Source organism: Pseudomonas sp. GW456-12-10-14-LB2 (assembly GCF_002884345.1).
GTDB classification, from domain to species: Bacteria; Pseudomonadota; Gammaproteobacteria; order Pseudomonadales; family Pseudomonadaceae; genus Aquipseudomonas; species Aquipseudomonas paraglycinae.
Window position 1 is genome coordinate 1 of record NZ_POHV01000056.1, and the last position, 20548, is coordinate 20548.

Below are 20548 nucleotides of genomic sequence, written 5' to 3' on the forward strand. Positions count from 1 at the left end.
GAAACACCAGAAACCTCCCCCTACGAATCCCCCAACTCCAAAAAACTCCACGACGCCGCCGAGCGCGCGCTGGATCATTATCTCTTCCCCGCCGCCGGGATCATGTCGTCCTTGAACGAGCCCGAGCGGATGTACCTGGCCAATCCGAAATTCAACACCGAATGCCTGCTGGCCAACGCCAGCGAAAACCTCGGTGCGGCCAGTGAGATGCTGAGCAATTTCGCGGCCACGCTCGATCCGTCTCATCGCAAGACGGCGATCGGTATTACGCAAATCGTGATGATTGCCGAGCTGGCGGTGAATCAGGCGCTGGATCACGTCGAGGTCGCGTAAGTCGGCGATGGCTGTAGTAGCCGTTCGCGGCGGCTTCTACAGCGCGACTTATTGAGTCTCCCGTTGCAGGAAAAAGTGAGGCTCAAGAGGTTCATGGAATGCAAAACAGCCCGGGCCGACACCCTCGTCAACGACGAAGGCGTCGGCCCGGGCTGTTTGCGTTTCAGTAAATCGAACCACGGAGCCTTGATCCAATTACTGCATCAAATGCACATATGAACTGCAATCAACCCAACTAGTGCTCCCCAAGCAGGCCTTTAGACTCTCCCCACGATCAACGTAAGGGAGCGTTCAACATGGTCACCACCGCCGTCATCCATCAAACCGGTGAGCCTCAAGTCATTCAGCTTGAGCAATCCACCGCGCAAACACCCGGCCCCGGCGAGGTCTGGCTTGAGCAGCTCGCCATTGGCGTCAACCCGCTCGACTTGAGCCAACGTTCCGGTGCCGCGCCGTTGGCGTTGCCTTCTGGACTCGGGCTTGAAGGCGCCGGGCGGGTCGTGGCGGTGGGGGCCGATGTGACCAACGTGGCAGTCGGCGATCGGGTCGCTTATGCCACGGGCCCCATCGGCGCGTATGCCAGCGCCCGCCTCTACCCGGCCAATCGGCTGGTGAAGATCCCCGACAGTATGAGTTTCGAGGACGCGGCGGCTGTGCTGTTCAAGGGCATTACCGCGCAGTATTTGCTCAAGTCCACTTACCCGGTCGGGCCGGGTTCGGCGGTGCTGATCTACGGCGCGGCCGGTGCGTTGGGGCAGATCATGGTGCCGTGGGCGAAGCATTTGGGGGCGTTTGTTATTGGCGTTGTGTCCAGCGCCGAGAGTGTCGAGCGGGCCCGGTTGGCGGGTTGTGATGAGGTGTTGGTGTTCGAGGCGGCGACGCTGGCCGACGCGGTGATCGACATCACGCAGGGCAAGAAAGTGGATGTGGTGTACGACCCTATTGGCCGGGTGTCTTTCGAGGCGTCGTTGAATTGCCTGCGTCCGCGCGGGTTGCTGGTGTCGTTCGGCATGGCGTCGGGGGCGCCGGCGCCGGTCGAGATCAGCACCTTGAATGCCAAGGGTTCGTTGTTCCTGACCCGACCGTCCCTCGCGGCCCACACCGCCACGCCGGAGGAATACCAGCAGCGCGCAAAGGACGTGTTGCAAGCGATTGACGCCGGTATCATCCGGCCCAATGTCGGGCGTCGTTATCCGCTGGCGGACGCCGCCCGGGCCCATGCCGATCTGCACCGGGGCGGTTTGCCGGGGGCGGTTGTGCTGGTGCCTTGAGTCTTTTTTCGGGTCATCCACGAGGGTTGTCGTTGCATGGATCTGTTCGATAGCCGTCAGGCCGATGAAGTCGCCACCCTGCTGGCCCTGGCCGAGCACGGCTCGTTTGCGGCGGCGGGTCGGGCGTTGCAGCGCCATCCCTCGGTGTTGTCGAAACGGCTCAGCGCGCTGGAGTCGCGGCTGGGGGTGCGGCTGATCGAGCGCACCACCCGGCAATTGCGCTTCACCGATGAGGGGCAACGGCTGGTGGCGCGGTTCGGGCATGCGGTCAGCCTGATCGCCGAAGCGGAGCAGGATGCGCGCGAGGGTGCCGCCGAAGTTCGCGGGCGTTTGCGCATCGCCCTGCCGGCCGCCATGGGTCGACTGTGGCTGGGCGATATCGTTTCGGCGTTTGCGCTGGCCCATCCGAACGTGGCGCTGGAAGTTGAATATGCCGAGCGCTTTGTCGATATCGTCGCTGAGGGTTTCGACGCGGCGATCCGCATCGGCGAGCTGGCGGACAATCGGCTGGTGGCGAAGAAACTCTGCGATCACCGCCGAATCCTGTGTGCCGCGCCCTCCTATCTTCAACAGCACGGCGAGCCGAAAACGCCTGCGGATCTTGCCGATCATCATTGCCTGGGGTTTACCGGGTTGCATTCGTATCCCGAATGGCGACTGACCCGAGGCGACGAGAAACACACTCTGAAAATCCGCAGCCGACTGGTCAGCAACGACAACGAAGCGCAGCTGTGTGCCGCGCGCATGGGCGTGGGGATTTTGGCCGGCGGCGACTGGCTGATGACCAAAGAACTGCGCGAGGGGCGTCTGGTGCGGGTGCTGCCCGAGTGGCAACTGGATGCGGACACGGGGGTTTATCTGGTGCGGCCTTCGGCGCGGTTCAACACGGCGACGACTACGGCGTTCAAGGACTGGATCGAGGGCGCTTTTGCCGAGGGTGCGCCTTGGATGACTCCGCCCCGCTGATTTGCAAACGGTGATGGGAAATCGTGTCGGCCTTTTTGCCCATTCCTGATGGGAATGCCCCCATAAAAAACATGAATTTTATTTAAAGCGCCCAATCTTTTAGCGTGGCCATTCTGCATATGGAGATGACGCTATGAATGACTCAAGCCTGCGCCTTTACGTCGATGCTCAATTCACAAGTCCCTACGCAATGTCGTGCTATGTGGCCCTTCGAGAAAAGGGAATCGAGTTCGAAATGAGCACCCTGGACCTGGACAAACTGGAGAACCAGGCCAGCGATTACGCCCGTCTTTCCCTGACTCAAAGAGTGCCCACCCTCGTGCAGGGCGACTTTGCGTTGTCGGAATCTTCGGCGATCACCGAATACCTGGAAGATGTGTTCCCCCAGACCCCTGTTTACCCACAGCATCCACAAAAACGCGCGGCAGCGAGGCAAGTTCAAGCGTGGCTACGCAGTGATCTGCTCCCGATCCGACAGGAGCGCTCTACTCTTGTCGTGTTCTATGGACGGAAATACGGACCGTTGTCAGCGTCGGCCGAGGCTGCCAGGCAAAAGTTGGTTGAGGTCGCTCAATGGCTGCTGACCGACAATCCGGATTACCTTTTTGGTGAATGGTCGATCGCCGATGTTGATCTGGCGTTGATGCTGAACCGATTGATACTCAACGGAGACGCTGTGCCGGCTCAACTGGAGGATTACGCTCAACGCCAATGGCAGCGCAAGACAGTACAAGAGTGGATCAAGCTGAAACGACCTCGACTGTAACGGCAGCATTTTCTTTGCTTTTCTGTTGCTACTCGAGCCTACACCCCCTTGAGCAAGTGCCTACAAATTCACCAGAAAGCGCCGGCTTTCAGGGCTCGCCCCTCAAGCCGTATCCTTTCCCGTCACCCACATCCCGCCCAAGGCAGTAAGCCGTCCTAATCATCCAGGACGTGCCAAACCCTTGGGCGTTTTTGTTTTAAACAACGGAGGCCTACAGCTCCAATGCCTTCGCCATGATGACCGTGCGCTCCGCACCGTGAAACTCGTCTCGAACCTTTTCAAACCCAAGCGAAGCATAGAAGCCTTCTGCAGTGACTGAAGAAGGCACACGCAGCTGGTTCAGACCTGCATTGATGGCAAGTGATTGAATCCTCTCCATAAGGCGTCTTCCGACGCCCTTTCCTTGATGGCACGGATCGACAAACACACTTCGGACAATGTCGTGATCCAGGCTTGCGGTTGCAACGATATGGCTGCCGGCTGTAGCCACGAGGACTTGACGCTTAGTCAGCAGATGAAGGATCGCCGGGGGAGAAAAGCTTTGCGCCACTTGCTCGATGATTTCGGCGGAGTAGTCCTTAACGTTCGACGCGCGCAAAGCATTGAGGATCGTTCGACTGATCGCTGGCGCATCTGCATTCGTAGCGTTTCGAATCAGGTAATCCATCAAGGGCCGCTCCTTGCGCGTCATCACTTGATCGTAGCGAAAAATGGGGACTGATCCATTAATCCGTGGATCAGTCACCTTCTTTTAAAACGTGGACAGCAACGGCTTTCACCCCAACCGCATCGACACCTCAATATCATCCGCAAACGGCACGCTCACGTAACCATTCCCCGGCGAGCGTACATGCGCCAGATACTCCGGGCAGTAATCGGTGTTATCCGCCACCACCAGCGCGCCTGGACGCAGGTGTCTCTCCACGAGTTTCAGCACGTCGCCATACAGCGCTTTCGCACCATCGAGCAGAAGCAGATCAACAGTCGATGGCAGATCGCGAGCCAGCGTTACGAGCGCATCCCCTTCGCGAATTTCAATCAGATCACTCACCCCGCCCTCAACAAAATGACGCCGAGCCAGTTCAATCTTCGACGGTTCAAACTCGCTGCCGATCAGCACACCGCCACCGTTGTCCCGCAGCGCTGCTGCCAGATGCAAAGTGGACAGACCAAACGAGGTGCCAAATTCGACGATGGCTTTGGCGCGGGTGCTGCGCGCCAGCATGTAAAGCAGTTTGCCGGTGTCGCGGGAGACGGGCAGCCACAGGTCTTTGAGCATGGCGTAGAGTTCGCGGTATTCGGTTTTGCTGTGCATCAGGCGTTCGCGTTCTTCGCCGGACACGTTGTTCAGCGCCGGGCTGGTGGCGGCGCTGGCCTGGGTGTAGAGGCGTTCGATCAGGGTCGCCAGCGGTTCGGTGGTCAGGGTTGTCATGATGGTTTTCCGTGGGTTGAGAGCTAATATGCGAATGATTCGTCGCATTTAAATGATGCGAGCGAATGGCTCTGTTCGCTATTCGCATTCCGCCCCGACGCCCGAGCTGCCCATGACCGATCGCCAGACCGCCCGTATTTCCTCACGCAAACAGCCGCAGCAGGCACGCTCCGCCGAGCTGGTGGCGGCGATTCTGCAGGCGGCTATTCAGGTTTTGGCCAAGGAAGGCGCGGCGCGTTTCACCACGGCGCGGGTCGCGGAGAAGGCTGGCGTGAGTGTCGGCTCGCTGTATCAATACTTCCCGAACAAGGCGGCGATTCTGTTTCGTTTGCAGAGTGATGAGTGGTTGCAGACCACCGGGATGCTGCAGCGGATTCTGGGAAACCATGAAGAGCCGCCGCTGGAACGCCTGCGCACGCTGGTGCATGCGTTCATTCGTTCGGAATGCGAAGAGGCGCAGATGCGCGGCGCGTTGAGTGATGCGGCGCCGCTTTATCGTGATGCGCCGGAGGCTCATGAGGTGCGGGCGGCGGGCAAGCGGATCTTTGCGACGTTCATGGAGGAGTTGCTGCCCGGAGCCAGCGAGGCCCTTCGCACGCAGGCCTGCGATCTGATCCTGGCCACGCTCAGTTCGGTGGGGAAGGATTTTTCACTCACCTCACGCACCGACGCGGAAATCACCGCCCGCGCCGAGGGGATGGCGGACATGTTCAGCGCTTATGTGATGGCGCTCGACGCCCGCTGAAGCTGCTGATACGCCGTCACCAGTTGCGTTTGATTGAACGTCAGATTGCGACCGCTGGGGTTGGGCAGGATCCAGACTTTAGCGCCGCCGAACGTCTCCTCTTGCAGCCCCCACTCAATCGACTTTTTGCCGGATAACCCGGCATACGCCGCCTTACCGAGGAACGCCACGAAGCGCGGCGCGTAACGAGCGATCTTGCGTTCGAAGCTGGCGGCGGCTGCGGTGAATTCCTCTGCCGACAATTGATCCGCACTCGCCGTCGGACGCTCGACCACGGCGGTCAGGCCGCAGTGGAATTGCAGGAGCGAGCGGTCGTCTTCCGGGCGTAACTCGTGGGGCGTGAAGCCGGCCAGATGCAGCGTGCGCCAGAAGCGGTTGCTGCGTCCGGCGAAGTGATGGCCCTGCTCTGCCGCCAACAAACCCGGATTGATTCCGCAGAACACCACGGACAGGTCTTGAGTGAGGATGTCCTCAAGCCCGTTCAACCGCAGATCACCTTCACCGCATCGCGCGCCTGCCCCGCCAGTTCTTCGCGGGATTTACCGGCGCGGGCGCGGATCGAGATGCTGTGCAGCAGCGATGACGCGAGCATGGCCCGCGCGGCTGCGTCCACATCACCGTTCAGTTCGCCGGACTCGATCGCCCGTTGCAGACGGGCTTCGAGATCGGCATCGAGCTGGCTCAAGCGCTGGGACAGCACGTTGCGGATTTCCGGGTCCTCGACCGCTTCGGTGGTCGCGGTGCCGATGGCGAAGCAGCCGCGTGGCTGGCCGTCGCCGGAAAAATAGATCGCCAGTTGCCCTTCGTAAAAACCGGTCAGGGCCTGTTCCAGGGTCAGGCTGCTGTCGTTCAGCGCGGCCTGCATGGCGGCGTGGGCGGTGGCCCAGTATTGGTCGAGAGCCTTGATGTAGAGCGCGTGTTTGTCGCCGAACGCGGCGTACAGACTGGGGCGGTTCATGCCGGCGGCGCTGGCGATGCTGTCCAGTGATGCGCCGGAATAGCCGGTGTTCCAGAACACGCCCAGCGCCTGTTGCAGCGCGGTTTGCGGGTCATAAGCCCGTGGACGGCCACGGCCTTTTCCTTCTGTCGGTTTATTTTGTGCCATGTCGTACAAATTCCTTGCGGGGAAATGGAGTCGCTCATATTCTTACACCATCGCACAAAATTAAGGAATCAGAAATTCCTTGATCGGCAGGTTTGTTGTAACAGCGCTCGAACCGAGGCTGGCGACGACGAAACAGCGGCAACAGAGCACCCCTCCTGCACCGCGCACTGACTTGATGACGCACCGTATTCAACGCCGCCCAGCACTTTGGAGAGAGCCGTTCATGAATCAGCCATTAGATCTCACCGCAGAACAAGCCCGCGCGCACCCCGTCGACGCGCCGCCGAAAATGCCGCTCAAGCAGAGGCTGCGCCCGGTCTTCATGTGGGGCGTCCCCGCGTTGTTCGCCGCGATTGGCTACGGCCAGTACGTCGCCAACGAGCCCTTCGTCTCAACCGATAACGCCTATGCCCGCGTGGCCAAGGCCTCGATCAACGCGCGGATTTCCGGGCAAGTGGTCGAGATCGCCGTGGACGACAACCAGCCAGTACGCAAAGGCCAGGTGCTGTTTCGCATCGATCCCAAGCCATTGCAGATCGCCGTCGACCGGGCCGAAGCGCAACTGGCCAACGCACGCCTGCGCATCGACGGGCTCAAGGCCAGCTACCGCCAGCAACAGGCCGAGCTGCAATCGGCGAAGGCCTCGGCGGATTACGACCAGAAAGAGTTCGGTCGCAAGAAAGCCTTGATCGCCACCGAGTTCGTGTCGAAGGCGCTTTTCGAGCGCGCCGAAACCGACCTGAAAGTCTCGCGCCAACGCATCGCGTCCATCGAGCAACAGATCGCCAACACCGTCGTCGCGTTGAACGGTAACCCGGACATCGCCCTCGACAATCACCCGACCGTGCGCGAGGCCAAGGCTCAGCTCGACGAAGCGCAGCTCTATTTGTCTTTCGCTACGGTCACGGCGCCGGATGACGGCATCGTCGCCAAAGTCGATGATTTGCAGGTAGGCAACTACGTCAACAACGGCGCGCCGGCGTTTGCGCTGATTTCCGACCGGGAAATCTGGGTCGAGGCCAACTTTCGCGAGACCCAGTTGACCCACATGCGCCCCGGTCAGACCGCGACCGTCACCCTCGATACCTACCCGGATCGCCCGTTCAAGGCGCACGTCATCAGTATGAGCCCCGGCGCCGGTGCCGACTTCGCGCTGTTGCCGCCGGAAAACGCCACCGGCAACTGGGTGAAGGTGGTGCAGCGGGTACCAGTGCGTCTGGAACTGGACGATACCGACCCTGCCCTGCCGCTGTTTTCCGGCACCAGCGCCACAGTCAAAGTCGACACCGGGCATCGCTCGCCGTGGTGGCATCCGCTCAAGTCGTTGTTGTCTGCGGGTAATTCGTGATGAACAGCTCAGCAGCCGATGCGCGGGCACTGCGGTTTGTCGCCCTGCTCGCCACCTATATGCAGTCAGCCAACCTGCCGTTGCCGAACGCCGCGCTGCGCTTGATTCAGGGCAGTCTGTCGATGACCGACGATCAGGCCGGATGGATTTTCACCTCTTATCTGGCCGCGAGCGCGATCACGATGCCGGTCGCGCAATGGCTCGCCGGACGCTTTGGGTTGAAGCGGGTTTACCAGACGGCACTGGTGCTGTTCGCCCTCGGTATGTGGCTCGGCACATTGGCCGGCACACCGCTGGAATTCATCGGCGCACGCCTCCTGCAAGGTCTGGCCAGCGGGGTAATTGCACCGTTGTCGATGGCCATCGCCCTGGAGACGTTGCCAGCAGAAAAGCGCCCCGCGTTCGGTCCGAAATGGACGGCGCTGGTGCTGTTCGGCATCGTCAGCGGCCCGAGCATCGGCGGCGTGATCTGTGAGTACTTCGACTGGCGCCCGATGTTCTACCTCAGCCTGCCGCTGACCGCGTACATCCTGATGGTGGTGACATTGCTGCTCGCCGAGAAGAAAGCAGACCCGCGTCCGACGTTCGATTTCTTCGGTTTCGCCAGTTTCACGGTCGGCATGATCGGCCTGCAGATGCTGCTCGATCGCGGCGAACGGCTGGACTGGTTCGACTCGCCGGAAATCTGGATCGAAGCGCTGGCCAGCGCTCTCGGCCTGTACCTGTTCGTCGTCCATGCGCTGACCCGCAAGACCCACTTTCTCAGCAAGGGATTGTTCGGCGACCGCAACTTCATGTTGTCGACGATGATGTTCTTTGCCTTGGGATTCGTGTTGCTGTCGACCATGGCCCTGACCTCGCCGATGCTCGATGAAATCCTCGGTTATCCGCCGGACACCACCGGGTTGCTGACCGTCCCGCGCGGCATCGGACTGGTGGGGGCATTTGTGCTGATGGGCCGCGCCCCGGCGTGGATCGATGCGCGGTTTTTTGTCGCCGCCGGCATCGCGCTGGTGGTGTACGCCAACTGGCTGATGCTCGGTTATTCGCCGCTGATGGACTGGACGCCCGTGGCCGTCACCGGGTTCATCCAAGGCGTGGGTCTGGGCATTCTGATGCCGGCGCTGAGCAAGACCGCGTTCAGCACCATCGACCCGAAACTGCGCCCGGAAGCCACTGGGTTCTTCAACTTGATGCGGGTTTACGGCAGCACCCTCGGCGTGGCCGTGGTGCAGATCTTTTTCTTCAACAACACCCAGGCGATGCACTCGGCGCTGGTCAGTCAGCTCACGCCTTATCGCGTGGCCATGCCGACGTCGTTGCCGGCGCTCGAAGGCCTCAATCATCTGGTCACCCATCAGGCGGCGTTCGTCGCGGTGATGGGCCAATTCAAGATTCTGATGCTGGCGATGCTCGTGGTGAGTCCGCTGGTGATGTTCCTGCGCAAGCCGGTCGCGGCCAACTGATAATGTGGAGTCTGAACCATGAAAGCTTCTATGCGCTTCACCCCGCTGGCGATGCTGGTGATGTTGTCCGCCTGCACCGTCGGCCCTGATTTTCAACGGCCTGCCGAGAGCCCGTCGCAGCATTACGATCAGGCAGCCGAACAGCATTTCGCGATGGGCCAGCGGCTTAACGGCGACTGGTGGTCCGCGTTTCGTTCGCCAAAACTCGATCAGGTTGTGCGCCGCGCCATCGGCGGCAACCTCGAACTGGCCGCCGCTGACGCAACCCTTCGTCAGGCCGCCGCTTCAGTCGCGGCGGCGGAAGGTGTTCTTTATCCGCAGGTGGATTTCGGCGCGTCTGCCGGTCGCCAGCGAACCCACAGTGGGCCAGAGCCGGTGGTCTCCAATTTCTATGGGATAGGGCCACGGGTCGCTTTCGATCTGGATGTTTTTGGTGGCAACAAACGCGCGGTCGAACAGCAGCAAGCGCTGACCGATCTGCAAAAGCATCGCTACGAAGCAGCCTGGCTGACCTTGACCGGCGACGTTGCCAGTCAGGCCTTGCTGCTGGCGTCGGCCAACGCGCAGATCCAGGCCGTGGAAACCCTGCTGGCCAACGACGCGAAAAACCTCGATCTGGTGCGCCGGGCCCAGGCGAGCGGCAGCACCACACAAATCGAAGTCTCGCTGGCCGAAACCCGGCTCGCCCAGGATCGCACGCTGCTGCCACCCCTCGCCCAGCAGCGCGATGCGGCGCGTCATGCGTTGTCGATTCTGGCCGGTAAAGGCCCGGCGGACTGGATCGCGCCGGACTTCAGCCTCGACGAATTCGCCTTGCCATCGAACATCCCGGTCAGCCTGCCATCGGCCATGGCCCACGCCCGGCCGGACATCCTGCAAGCCGAATCCGAACTGCACATCGCCAGCGCGGCGGTCGGTGTCGCGACTGCCAACCTGTACCCGCATGTCGAGCTGTCGGCCTCGCTGATGCAAGCCGCGTCGGGTAATGGCGGCGCCGCACTCTGGGGATTTGCCGCCGGGCTGACGGCGCCGATCTTCAATGGCGGCATGCTAAAGGCTGAACGCGAAGGCGCCGTCGAAGGCTACAACGCGTCACTCGCCCGCTATCAACAGACGGTGATTCAGTCCTTCGGCCAGGTCGCGGACACCTTGCAGGCGCTCAACCACGGCGCCGAGCAAAACGTGGCGCAGGACGATGCCTTGCAAGCAGCCGACACCAGCCTGCGTCTCAATCGCCAGGCCTACGCCCAGGGTGAAACCAGCCTGTTGCAGGTGCTGGAAGCCGAACGCGCCTACCAACAGGCGCTGCTCGGGCAGATTCAGGTGAAGACCGCGCGTTATCTCGACTCGGTGCGCCTGTTCGTGGCGCTCGGCGGCAACTCGGTGGGTGTGCTCGACCAGAAGCTCGCCACCCGCAAGACCTCATCCCTTCTTTAACGGCAGATACCGGAGACACGACATGACCTACGAAGCCTTTCACGATGAACTTCGCGACACCCGCCTACCGCTGAACAACGGCGCAGGCTCGATACCGGCCGTGGGATTCGGCACGTTGTTTCGCGACTTGAGCACCACCACCGATGCGGTCAAGTGCGCGCTGGAAGTGGGCTTTCGCCACTTCGACTGCGCTGAGCGCTATCGCAATGAAGCGCAGATTGGCGAGGCCTTTGCGCAGGTGTTTGCGGTGGGCCAGATCCGTCGCGAAGACGTGTTCGTCACCACCAAACTATGGAACACCAACCATCGCCCCGAGCGGGTGAAACCGGCGTTCGAAGCCAGTTGCCAGCGGTTGCAGGTCGACTATCTCGATTGCTATCTGATCCACACGCCGTTCGCCTTCCAGCCCGGCGACGATCAGGACCCACGGGATGCGTTCGGGCACGTGATCTACGATGGCGAAACCCGTCTGATCGACACTTGGCGTGCGCTTGAAGCACTGGTGGATGAAGGTCGCTGCAAGTCCATCGGCCTTTCCGACATCACCCTCGATGCACTGAAGGACATCGTCGCCGCCGCACGGATCAAGCCGGCGGTGGTGCAGATCGAATCCCATCCGTACCTGCCGGAGTGGGAGATGCTGGAATTCTGCAAGGAACACGGCATCATCCTGCTCGCCTTCGCCCCGCTGGGGCATGGCATGGAGCCGAATGTGCTCGAGGACTCCGTACTCACCGGAATCGCCCGGCACGTACAAAAAACCCCGGCGCAAGTGGCCCTGGCCTGGGCGGTGCAGCGGGGCACGGCGTTCCTGACGACCTCGGCGAACCCGAGCCGGATTCAGGAAAATTTTGATATCGCGACTTTGCCGCACCGAGCGATGCGCGAGATCAAGGAAGAGATCACGACGCGGATCCGTTTCAATTCCGTGGTCGAGACCGGCGTGCCCGGTTTCATCCCCCGTAAAAAGTGACACATGGCAAAGGGGCGGCCTCCTGTGAGGTCGCCCCTATAATCTTTCCACCTGACTGTTGAGACGACACCGATGGACGTCTTCCAAAGCATGCGCTTCTTCATCGCCGTCGCCCAAAGCGGCAGCTTCACTGCCGCTGCCGAGCTGCTGGACACCAACACCACCAACGTCTCCAAAGCCATCTCCGCCCTCGAAGCGCGTCTGCACACACGCCTGATCAACCGCACCACCCGCCGCCTGGCCCTGACCGAAGCCGGCGTGCGCTATCTGGAGCGCTGCGAAAAGATCCTCGATGACGTGCGCGAAGCCGATGAAGAGGCCGGCACCGCCCAGACCCTGCCCGTCGGCCGCTTGAAGATCCACACCATGTCGGCCATCGGCAACCACTACGTGATCGATGCCATCGCGCGCTATCGCGAGATTCACCCCACGGTGATGTTCGACCTGACCCTGACCAACCGCGTCCCGGATCTGCTAGAAGAAGGCTTCGACATGTCCATCGTGCTGGCCCGCGACCTGCCGGATTCCGGCTTCGTCGCGCAACGCCTGGGCATCACCTACAGCATCCTCTGCGCCTCGCCCGCCTACGTAGCCAAACGCGGCCTGCCGCAAACACCCGGCGAACTCTGCGAACACGAGTGCCTGCGCATCGTCAACACGGTGATGCCGGTGGAGAACTGGACATTCGAAGGGACCGAAGGCATGGAAACCATCACCATTCCTGTGTCGCCCTTCCACATCAACACCGCCGACGGCATGACCATCGCGATCAGAAAAGGCATGGGCATCGGCATTCAGCCGATTGCTTCGGCCGTTGATGGTTTGAGGGCGGGAACCCTGGTGCGGGTGTTGCCGGAATACCGGCTGGAGGAGTTGAACCTGTTCGCGATCTATCCGTCGCGCAAGTTCGTCGATGCGAAGATCAAGACTTGGGTGGAGTTTCTGAAGCAGTCGATCCCGCAATTGCTGGCATCGGATGAAGACATCGTTGGAAAGAAAGCGGTTTGAGTACAGCAGACATGGAGTGTCGACCCTCCATCTTCTGCACCTGACTCAACTGGAACAGCCAGTGCCCATCACTTGATATTGCAGAACGTGGCGCTCGCCATGTGAATCTTCGTAGGTCATCTGCACCGGCACCGGGGCGCATTCGTTGGCCGGTTCGGTGATGGAGATGACATGTTCGATGTCCAGACTGGTCGAAGAGCTGTAGGTCTCGACCGGGATGTTCGCCGCGTCCGCGTTATCGGCATAAGCGTGCACACCGAAACTGCCAAGCATTAAAACCAGCGCGATTTTCTTGAGATTCATGATGTTCACCGTCTCGTTGAGGACCGTGTTTGTTCACGGGTTGGAGACGATGCTAAGTGTTGCGGCGGCGGGGAAATATCGGCGGGATAGACAAACACTGTTGCTGGATTTCATATGAATAGGGTCGACTCCAATCATTGACCGCATCAATAACAACCATTAATTCAATGAAGTTCTCATATCAAATCGAAAGCGTAGGATCTGCTCCATACCAACCCACTGCACACGGAGTACAGAACCATGAAACGCCAAACCCTCCTCGGTATCGCCTTCTCGCTCTTCGCCCTGAATGCTTTTGCGGCGACTGAAACCGATCCACTGTTCAGCGATGCGGTTGCCGCTGCGACTCAAACCGACCCACTGTTCAGCGATGCTGTTGCCTCTGCGACTCAAACCGATCCATTGTTCAGTGATGCGGTTGCTGCTGCGACCCAGACTGATCCGCTGTTCAGTGATTCGGTTGCCGCGACTGAAACCGATCCGCTGTTCAGTGATGCAGTTGCCGAAGGTGGTTCTGACCGTCTGATCGAAAGTCGTAACGCCTGAATGCCGGGTTTTACCGCAGTACCCGACGAAAGCCCGGCCTTATCCGCCGGGCTTTTTCATATGGGGACAGGTCTATTTTTCAATCGAAGGCGCCATTGAGCACTTCATAAATCAGCCCGGTGGCCAGCGCGACCAGGATCAGATCGGTGCCGACCTGCTGCCATTCGTAGCCGTCGTAGTGCGGCAGTCTGCCGACCAGTCGACCATCGAGCTTCTTCGCAATACCGGGCGGCAGCGGTTTGCCCCGCGCCAGGTTCTTCTGGATGCCGGGCGGCAACGCCGGGCCTGGGGTCCAGTAGCCACGATAGCCGTCCACAATCCCGATCACCCCGCCGCGATCGATACTCGGGCCGTGCCCCTGATAACCGCCCCCGCCTTTTTTCCCCTGATTGCCATGATCCTGGCTGTTATGCGGGTTGCCTTTGCCCTGCCCCTTTCCGTTGCCAGGATCGGCCAGCGCGGACACCGAAGTGCTCAACAGCGCAATACAGGTCGTGGTCGCAATCAACGTGCGTAAACCGGACATGGGTCGTTCCTTGAAAGAGTGTATGTGGATTCTAGTCAGTTTTTTTACAGGCATGGAGAGATGGCCCTGTCATCGCGGTTTGTGACGATTCTCGATGCGTGCAGCTTTCGGTGCTCCCCGATTCGCGCTTACCATGCGCCCGACTCGTATTATCGCGGGAAAGAAGTCTGGCACCGCCGCTCCGACTTCAACGAAAAGGAATTCACTCATGTTTGAACGGAACAAACTGGTTCCAGAACTGATGGTCACGGATCTGCAGACCACCCTCGCTTTCTGGATCTCCTGTCTGGGCTTCACCATCGCTTATCAACGCCCTGAAGATGGCTTCGCCTACCTCGACCTGAATGGCGCTCAAGTCATGCTTGAGCAGGTAGATCCGAATGCAGGCCAGTGGCTGACGGCGGAACTGAGCAAGCCCTTCGGAAGAGGCGTCAATCTGCAGATCGACGTTGAGGCGGTTGCTCCCATCATCGAAAGACTGGGCGCCGCCCAGATTCCACTTTATAAAACCTGCAAAGACACCTGGTATCGCGCTGACGATGTCGAAGTCGGCCAGCGTGAATTTCTCGTTCAGGATCCGGACGGTTATCTCGTAAGACTGGTAGAACGTCTGGGCGAACGTCCTGTTTGCACGATTTGATCAAGGACGATAAAAACAATGAAAAACGACAATTTGACACGGCCTCGAAGGGGCGAATTGCAGTCGCCGGCCATTCCCCTGCTCGAAGAGTATTCGCCCGGCGACGGCATCATCTGTGCGGACGGCGGCGCTCGTTCCCGTGAGGTGATCCAGGAACAGGTGTTGGCGTTGATCGACGGGTTTCTGACCCGCTCGACGCACAACCGATCGCGGTCTTGCCTGCGCATCGTTCATCCGTCAGGATCCCTCCCTTTTTTGACTGGCAGGAGCAATCGTGGAACGTCTTTTCGTTTATGGAACCCTGGGCCCTGGCCGGCCAAATGAGCATGTGATGCTGAACATCGGCGGCACGTGGCAGGCCGCTTCGCTGAAGGGACGTCTGTCGCAGGCCGGCTGGGGCGCGGCGATGGGTTTTCCCGGTCTGGTGATTGCCGAGGATGGCGATGTGATCGAAGGCTATGTGTTCGCTTCCGAGAATTTCCACGAACACTGGGCGGCGCTGGATGAGTTTGAAGGGGCTGAGTATCAGCGGGTGTTGACCAAGGTGAAGCTGGATGACGGGACGGCAATGGATGCCTATGTCTACGCGCTCAAATAGTCGGCCTTCGGCCTTTTCTCGGCGGATGAAAATCTTCCTGGCCGGCCTAGTGTTTTGTGTTGGGCTATGGGGTGCTTCCGAGTGGTGGGAGAAGGCGTTGGCGAAGCCAGCCTATGCCGCTGATATCAGCCCCGATGGCTGCTTCAGGGTGCAAACTTTCAGACCTTTCTGGTTACTACCCAACTTCCTTCACCCGCAGGCGCCTCCAGACGACCCCTTCGAAACTCAATGGTTCGTCCGCTGGGAATCTCCCGCGTTTTTCCGTTTGTACGACAATCGCGATGATCAGCTACTTGGCGAAAGCGAAATCTACGATCTGGTGAGTTACGGGAACCGATTGTCTTGGGGTTACGGCAGCGATACCGAGGTCCGCGTCGGCTTGATCACGATCGGCAATACTCGCTCTGATTGTAAAAAGGGAGACTGATGAAGCCATGACGAGCCGCGAACTACTCCATAGCAAAGGCTACGAAATGCTCTTTGGAGCAGTTCCGCACACGTGGCTGACCGCCCTTCGCATCGCTTTCGATACCGGCATCAAATCCTCAAACGAATGGCCCGTGCCCCGCGGCATTGACTGGCGCCATTCGCAGCTGGACGTTGATCCGACCGTTCAGGCCGTGTGCCGATTGCCACAATTGCTGGCGGTGGTCGGCGAGTTGATCGGCGAACGGTTCTTCCTCTCACTGGTCGAGGGCCGCGGACCGCTCATCAATGGCGGCCACCAACAGTTGCACCGCGACTTGTCGGCGCAACGCCCCGGCGACACCATCAACGCGCTGGTATACCTCGACGACTACGGCCTGGAAAACGGTGCAACCCGCATTGTCACCGGCAGTCATCGCCCTGCCCTGGACGAGCCCCCGTTCGATTTCACTGACGAGTCCCGATTTGTGCAACTGACGGGCAACGCGGACGACATCCTGATCTTCGATGCCGATCTGATCCACGCTGGCAGCCTGAACGCCAGCGGCGCACATCGGCGCTCCCTGTTGATCACCTGGTTTTCCGAAGCACTCTACTCAACGCATCTGGAAACCGTGAGCCTCAGAAACATACGAATGGACACGACTGAGCGTTCGTTCCGGCTGACTTTGGGTCCGGGATCATGAAATCATTCATTTGACTTGCTTGCCTAAGGCAACTATATAGTTGCCTAAAGCAAACATATGAGCATCACGCCATGTCCACGATCACCGACCGCGCCGACATCGTCCGGCAGTTCAACCGTTTCTACACCCATCAGATCGGCGTGTTGCAGGAACACTTGCTGCAAAGCGACTATTCGCTGACCGAGCTGCGCATCCTCTACGAACTTGCGTCCCAGGGCGATCTGACCAGCACCGACCTGCGCCAAATGCTCGGCCTCGACGCGGGCTACATGAGCCGGCTCATCGGCGGTTTCGACAAAAAGGGGCTGATCCAGAAAGTCCCCTCCACCACCGACGCCCGCGCCAGTCAGTTGCACATCACCGACCTCGGCCGCGAGATCCTCGCGCCGCTGGAGCAAGCCTCGCGACAAGAAGTCATCACCCTGCTCGAACGCCTGTCCGAACCGCAGCAACTGCAACTGATCGCATCGATGAAGCAGATCCAGACGCTACTCGAGGGCGGCCAGCCGACGACCTATCTGCTGCGCGATCCGCAGCCCGGTGACATGGGTCTGGTGGTGCATCAGCAAACCGCGATCTACAGCCGTGAATACGGCTGGAATTCAGAGTTCGAAGCGCTGGTGTCAGAGGTCGTCGCCAAATACCTGCGCGAATTCGACCCAGCCGGCGAGCGCTGCTGGATCGCGGAGAAGGACGGCAAGGTGGTGGGTTCGGTGTTCGTCATCCGCCACGACGAAACCACCGCGAAACTGCGCATGCTCTACGTGGATGCCAGTGCGCGGGGTTTGGGGATCGGCAATCGGCTGGTCGAGGAATGCCTGCGTTTTGCCCGGGATGTCGGCTACAAAAAGATGATTCTCTGGACCACCAGCAATCTGGTGGATGCCCGCCGGTTATACCAGCGGGCGGGGTTTGAGTTGGTCGAGGAAGAGCCGATTCACAGCTTCGGCAAGGATTTGGTCAGTCAGACGTGGGCGATTGCTTTGTGAGGTCTATGCCCAGTCTTTATAGCCAGGCAGAACGGGGCACAAACCACGGGTGATTGCGCCCGGAACGGCTCAGTGCGGACTGGCGGTCGGACGAACCACAATCTCACTCACATCGACATCGTCGGGCTGTTCGATGGCATAGGCGAGCGCTCGCGCAATGGCGTCTGCATTGAGCGCCACACGGCGGAAGGCTTTCATTTCCTCGCGGGCCACATCATCGGAAATCGTATCCGCCAATTCGGACTCGACGACGCCCGGGCACACCACGGTGACGCGGATCTTGTCCGTTTCCTGACGCAGACCATCCGAGATAGCCCTGACCGCGAATTTGGTCGCGCAGTACACCGCGGCGGTCGGAGAAACCGCGAGGCCACCAATCGACGAGATATTGATGACCTGACCGAAACCCTGCGCCTGCATGTCCGGCAGGACGGCGGCAATACCATGCAGTACGCCACGCACGTTGACATCGAGCATCTGGTTCCATTCGTTGACCTTCAACGAAGCCAGCGGAGACAACGGCATCACGCCCGCGTTATTGATGATCACATCGACCTTGCCATGTTGCGTCTTGGCGAACGCCACGAAGGCGTGCATCGATTGCAGATCCGTAACGTCCAGTGCGCAGGCACTTGCTGAACCACCTTCGGCCTGGATCTCGCTGACCAGTTTGTCCAGACGCTCGGTACGGCGGGCACCGAGGACCACATGCGCGCCTTTGGCGGCGATCAACCTGGCCGCTGCTTCGCCAATACCACTGCTTGCACCGGTAATCAGGACGACTTTGTTTTGAATGTTCGACATATCCGTAGCTCCTGCTGTCTGCATTGAGGTTCAGCACCGACCGCTGAAGACGCGTTCGTTGCTGCGGGGTACGTCGAAAAGATTAAGGGCACGGGCCTGGTCGACGCGTGCCGAAACCTGCGCCACTTTTGCCTATTCGTGTCTGTGTGCATCGCCTGCAAATTTGTAATGAAGCGCCGCTCACGCCCCACGGAACTCGCTGGGCGTTACGCCCACTTCACGCCGAAAGACCTGCGAGAAGTGACTGGGGCTTGAGTAGCCGACCTCCAGCCCGACGTCGATGATGCTAAGGCGGGTTTCCAGTAGCAGGTGCCGCGCGCGAGCCATGCGCAAGCGGATGAAGTACTGCGATGGCGACAGCCCCGTCGCACGTTTGAACAGGCGGCTGAAGTGGTACTCGCTCAGCTCGGCAAGGCTGGCCAGTGCTGCCAGGCTGAATTCAGCGCTCAGATGCGCGCGCATGGCGTCCGTGACTTTGCGCAACTTGTAGGCTTGCAAGGCGTTGACCCGACGCCCGGGCTGGCTTTCAGCGAGATAGCTGCGCACCAGATGCACGGCCAGCGCCTGCGCCAGAGAGCGGGCGAAAAGCGCGCTGGGCGAGCGTTCCAGAAGCAGCTCGGTGCGCAACTGCTCCATGACAAACGCGACGCGCCCGTCCCGTGCCCCTGAAACATCGCGCAAACGCACAGGCCCGGCGTGCTGGCCCGACAGCTCTCGAGACGCTTGCTCGATCAAGGGCAGCCCCAAATAAAGATGCATGACTTCGAAGGTATCGCCTCCGTGCGTCTGCCAGCGCATTTCATACGGCTCATCGGAACTGGTGAGGAAAAAATCGCCGGCACTGACCTCGGCCGCTTCCCACTCGCCCCCCAATGCGCGCTCCTCTACCGTCGCCGCCCCGGCCAGAACCAGAACGAGCAGCGGTTCCACCACTGCAGGCACGAGAATGGGCTCAGTAACGCTGCGATGGGTAAACAGCTGAATCACCACGTCCGTGATTTCTGGGCGCGAGGGTAACGCCTGGGGTTCACCTGGCAGGAACTCACCCATCGACTCGCCGGTGATGCGCAAGTCTCGAGAGGATGTCGACAACGCGTCCTGGGAGGTACGCCCGGTATTTGCCATGAACTCGTCCTTTTCAGATTCGGCTGTGCGAAGCCAGACAGGTCTCGGATGCTTGCCCGCACGCCGTGTCACGCAGACCGGCTCGATGATATCGGGCTTTTCCCGTGGGTTGAATCGAGCACCGAACCTCCCTCACTGACATTCAGCGCAAAACCCCGACAGCGTGGGCAATCTCACGAAAGCCGACTTTGCCTCGCTGCGAGACAGTAGGCCCGTCGCCGATGAAAGCGCCTCGCCGGCGCCGACACGGCTTATCCCTACTCGATCGAAAACGCTGGAGAACATCATGACCGACTTCAAGAACAGCACCCCAAACGAAGTGGCCGGTAAAGTCGCACTGGTCACTGGCGCGGCCAGTGGCATCGGCAAGGCCATCGCACTGCTGCTGCATGCCCGCGGCGCCCAGGTCATTGCTGAAGATATAAACCCTGAGGTCGAAGCACTGGCCCGCCCCGGCCTGGTCCCCCTGGTGGCCGACATCACTCAGGACGGGGCAGCCGAGCGCGCGGTCGCCCTGGCCGTCGAGCAATTCGGGCGGCTGGACATTCTGGTCAACAACGCCGGCATCATCATCAATAAACTGGTCATCGACATGACCCGCGAAGACTGGGAACGCATTCAGGCGGTCAACGCCACGGCGGCCTTTTTGCATAGCCGGGAGGCGGTCAAAGCGATGATGCCCAACAAGTCCGGATCGATCGTCAACATCGCGTCCTACGCCTCCTATTTCGCCTTCCCCACCATTGCCGCCTACACCGCCTCCAAAGGCGCGCTGGCCCAATTGACGCGCACCCTGGCGCTTGAGGTCATTGGCCACGGCATCCGCGTCAATGCTGTCGGTGTCGGTGATGTGGTGACCAACATCCTCAACAATGTGGTCGACGACGGCCCTGCCTTTCTCGCCCAACATGGCGAAGCGGCACCGATCGGCCGCGCCGCCCAACCGGAAGAAATCGCCGAAGTGGTCGCGTTCATCGCCTCGGATCGGGCCAGTTTCATGGTCGGTTCGGTGGTCATGGCCGACGGCGGCATGACGGTCACGGCCGGCTGAGCCG

Annotated in this window: 25 protein-coding genes and 1 pseudogene; 18 read left to right on the plus strand and 8 right to left on the minus strand. The window is 60.3% G+C overall.

Features of this window, described 5'->3' with window-relative positions:
• The 4 genes from C1X29_RS26425 to yfcF all read left to right on the plus strand — a co-directional run.
• The coding region (locus tag C1X29_RS26425) for a hypothetical protein (protein ID WP_102718765.1) at positions 1–333 on the plus strand (333 nt) is incomplete at its 5' end.
• A gap of 296 nt (positions 334–629) precedes the next feature.
• Positions 630–1604 carry a quinone oxidoreductase gene (locus tag C1X29_RS26430; protein ID WP_102718766.1) on the plus strand — a complete coding sequence of 325 codons (975 nt, stop codon included), beginning with the start codon at positions 630–632 and terminating at the stop codon, positions 1602–1604.
• Between the two features lie 36 nt (positions 1605–1640).
• Complete coding sequence (locus C1X29_RS26435) at positions 1641–2570, plus strand: LysR family transcriptional regulator (protein ID WP_102718767.1); 930 nt, start codon at positions 1641–1643, stop codon at positions 2568–2570.
• 133 nt (positions 2571–2703) lie between these two features.
• Complete coding sequence (gene yfcF / locus C1X29_RS26440; RefSeq protein WP_102718768.1) at positions 2704–3336, plus strand: glutathione transferase; 633 nt, start codon at positions 2704–2706, stop codon at positions 3334–3336.
• Between the two features lie 211 nt (positions 3337–3547).
• Here yfcF and C1X29_RS26445 read toward each other — a convergent pair whose 3' ends face one another.
• The gene (locus C1X29_RS26445; RefSeq protein ID WP_102718769.1) at positions 3548–4003 is read right to left on the minus strand and encodes a GNAT family N-acetyltransferase; all 456 of its coding nucleotides are present in this window, start codon (positions 4001–4003) and stop codon (positions 3548–3550) included.
• A gap of 108 nt (positions 4004–4111) precedes the next feature.
• Positions 4112–4768 carry an O-methyltransferase gene (locus C1X29_RS26450; RefSeq protein ID WP_102686760.1) on the minus strand — a complete coding sequence of 219 codons (657 nt, stop codon included), beginning with the start codon at positions 4766–4768 and terminating at the stop codon, positions 4112–4114.
• 112 nt (positions 4769–4880) lie between these two features.
• Here C1X29_RS26450 and C1X29_RS26455 point away from each other — a divergent pair, with 112 nt between their 5' ends.
• A complete protein-coding gene (locus C1X29_RS26455; RefSeq protein ID WP_102718770.1) occupies positions 4881–5513 on the plus strand; it encodes a TetR family transcriptional regulator in 633 nt (210 codons plus the stop codon).
• On the opposite strand, the gene mug is transcribed toward C1X29_RS26455, so the two are convergent.
• Entirely contained in the window at positions 5486–5998 is a 513-nt protein-coding gene (gene mug / locus C1X29_RS26460; protein WP_102718771.1) for a G/U mismatch-specific DNA glycosylase, read from the minus strand. The genes C1X29_RS26455 and mug overlap by 28 nt on opposite strands.
• The gene (locus C1X29_RS26465) at positions 5995–6618 is read right to left on the minus strand and encodes a TetR/AcrR family transcriptional regulator (RefSeq protein WP_085747415.1); all 624 of its coding nucleotides are present in this window, start codon (positions 6616–6618) and stop codon (positions 5995–5997) included. The genes mug and C1X29_RS26465 overlap by 4 nt, the downstream gene beginning before the upstream one ends.
• A gap of 223 nt (positions 6619–6841) precedes the next feature.
• Between C1X29_RS26465 and C1X29_RS26470 the strand changes: the two genes are divergently transcribed.
• The 5 genes from C1X29_RS26470 to C1X29_RS26490 all read left to right on the plus strand — a co-directional run bounded on the left by C1X29_RS26470 (position 6842) and on the right by C1X29_RS26490 (position 12850).
• Positions 6842–7966 (plus strand): HlyD family secretion protein, encoded by a 1125-nt coding sequence (locus tag C1X29_RS26470; RefSeq protein ID WP_102718772.1) that lies wholly within the window; start codon positions 6842–6844, stop codon positions 7964–7966.
• Positions 7966–9432: a DHA2 family efflux MFS transporter permease subunit gene (locus C1X29_RS26475; protein WP_102718773.1), complete on the plus strand. Its 1467-nt coding sequence runs from the start codon at positions 7966–7968 to the stop codon at positions 9430–9432. Before C1X29_RS26470 ends, C1X29_RS26475 begins: the two co-directional genes overlap by 1 nt.
• An 18-nt stretch (positions 9433–9450) precedes the next feature.
• Positions 9451–10869, plus strand: a complete 1419-nt coding sequence (locus tag C1X29_RS26480; protein WP_102718774.1) for an efflux transporter outer membrane subunit — start codon at positions 9451–9453, stop codon at positions 10867–10869.
• Between the two features lie 22 nt (positions 10870–10891).
• Positions 10892–11842 carry an aldo/keto reductase gene (locus C1X29_RS26485; protein ID WP_102718775.1) on the plus strand — a complete coding sequence of 317 codons (951 nt, stop codon included), beginning with the start codon at positions 10892–10894 and terminating at the stop codon, positions 11840–11842.
• Between the two features lie 72 nt (positions 11843–11914).
• On the plus strand, positions 11915–12850 hold the full coding sequence (locus C1X29_RS26490) for a LysR family transcriptional regulator (RefSeq protein WP_102718776.1): 936 nt from the start codon (positions 11915–11917) through the stop codon (positions 12848–12850).
• A gap of 45 nt (positions 12851–12895) precedes the next feature.
• Here C1X29_RS26490 and C1X29_RS26495 read toward each other — a convergent pair whose 3' ends face one another.
• Positions 12896–13153 carry a DUF2790 domain-containing protein gene (locus C1X29_RS26495; RefSeq protein WP_102686755.1) on the minus strand — a complete coding sequence of 86 codons (258 nt, stop codon included), beginning with the start codon at positions 13151–13153 and terminating at the stop codon, positions 12896–12898.
• A gap of 240 nt (positions 13154–13393) precedes the next feature.
• Here C1X29_RS26495 and C1X29_RS26500 point away from each other — a divergent pair, with 240 nt between their 5' ends.
• A complete protein-coding gene (locus tag C1X29_RS26500) occupies positions 13394–13699 on the plus strand; it encodes a hypothetical protein (RefSeq protein WP_102686754.1) in 306 nt (101 codons plus the stop codon).
• A gap of 79 nt (positions 13700–13778) precedes the next feature.
• Here the strand turns inward: C1X29_RS26500 and C1X29_RS26505 are convergent, their stop codons facing one another.
• Positions 13779–14225 (minus strand): anti-virulence regulator CigR family protein, encoded by a 447-nt coding sequence (locus tag C1X29_RS26505; protein ID WP_011333836.1) that lies wholly within the window; start codon positions 14223–14225, stop codon positions 13779–13781.
• 208 nt (positions 14226–14433) lie between these two features.
• Here C1X29_RS26505 and C1X29_RS26510 point away from each other — a divergent pair, with 208 nt between their 5' ends.
• The 6 genes and pseudogenes from C1X29_RS26510 (at position 14434) to C1X29_RS26535 (ending at position 17564) form a co-directional block, all read left to right on the plus strand.
• The gene (locus C1X29_RS26510; RefSeq protein ID WP_102686753.1) at positions 14434–14865 is read left to right on the plus strand and encodes a VOC family protein; all 432 of its coding nucleotides are present in this window, start codon (positions 14434–14436) and stop codon (positions 14863–14865) included.
• A gap of 69 nt (positions 14866–14934) precedes the next feature.
• Positions 14935–15060: pseudogene (locus C1X29_RS26515) on the plus strand (dienelactone hydrolase); the annotation flags it as partial.
• 79 nt (positions 15061–15139) lie between these two features.
• A complete protein-coding gene (locus tag C1X29_RS26520) occupies positions 15140–15463 on the plus strand; it encodes a gamma-glutamylcyclotransferase (RefSeq protein WP_082934400.1) in 324 nt (107 codons plus the stop codon).
• A 97-nt stretch (positions 15464–15560) separates the two neighbouring features.
• Positions 15561–15890 (plus strand): hypothetical protein, encoded by a 330-nt coding sequence (locus tag C1X29_RS26525; RefSeq protein ID WP_256584401.1) that lies wholly within the window; start codon positions 15561–15563, stop codon positions 15888–15890.
• Between the two features lie 7 nt (positions 15891–15897).
• Positions 15898–16575 (plus strand): phytanoyl-CoA dioxygenase family protein, encoded by a 678-nt coding sequence (locus tag C1X29_RS26530; RefSeq protein ID WP_102718778.1) that lies wholly within the window; start codon positions 15898–15900, stop codon positions 16573–16575.
• A gap of 71 nt (positions 16576–16646) precedes the next feature.
• Positions 16647–17564, plus strand: coding sequence for a helix-turn-helix domain-containing GNAT family N-acetyltransferase (locus tag C1X29_RS26535; protein ID WP_102718779.1), 918 nt, complete (start codon positions 16647–16649; stop codon positions 17562–17564).
• 69 nt (positions 17565–17633) lie between these two features.
• Here C1X29_RS26535 and C1X29_RS26540 read toward each other — a convergent pair whose 3' ends face one another.
• The gene (locus C1X29_RS26540) at positions 17634–18368 is read right to left on the minus strand and encodes an SDR family oxidoreductase (RefSeq protein ID WP_064595909.1); all 735 of its coding nucleotides are present in this window, start codon (positions 18366–18368) and stop codon (positions 17634–17636) included.
• A 180-nt stretch (positions 18369–18548) separates the two neighbouring features.
• Positions 18549–19493, minus strand: coding sequence for a helix-turn-helix domain-containing protein (locus C1X29_RS26545; protein ID WP_102718780.1), 945 nt, complete (start codon positions 19491–19493; stop codon positions 18549–18551).
• Between the two features lie 286 nt (positions 19494–19779).
• On the opposite strand from C1X29_RS26545, the gene C1X29_RS26550 reads away from it, so the two are divergent.
• The gene (locus C1X29_RS26550; protein ID WP_011333890.1) at positions 19780–20544 is read left to right on the plus strand and encodes an SDR family NAD(P)-dependent oxidoreductase; all 765 of its coding nucleotides are present in this window, start codon (positions 19780–19782) and stop codon (positions 20542–20544) included.
• Positions 20545–20548: the final 4 nt, after the last annotated feature.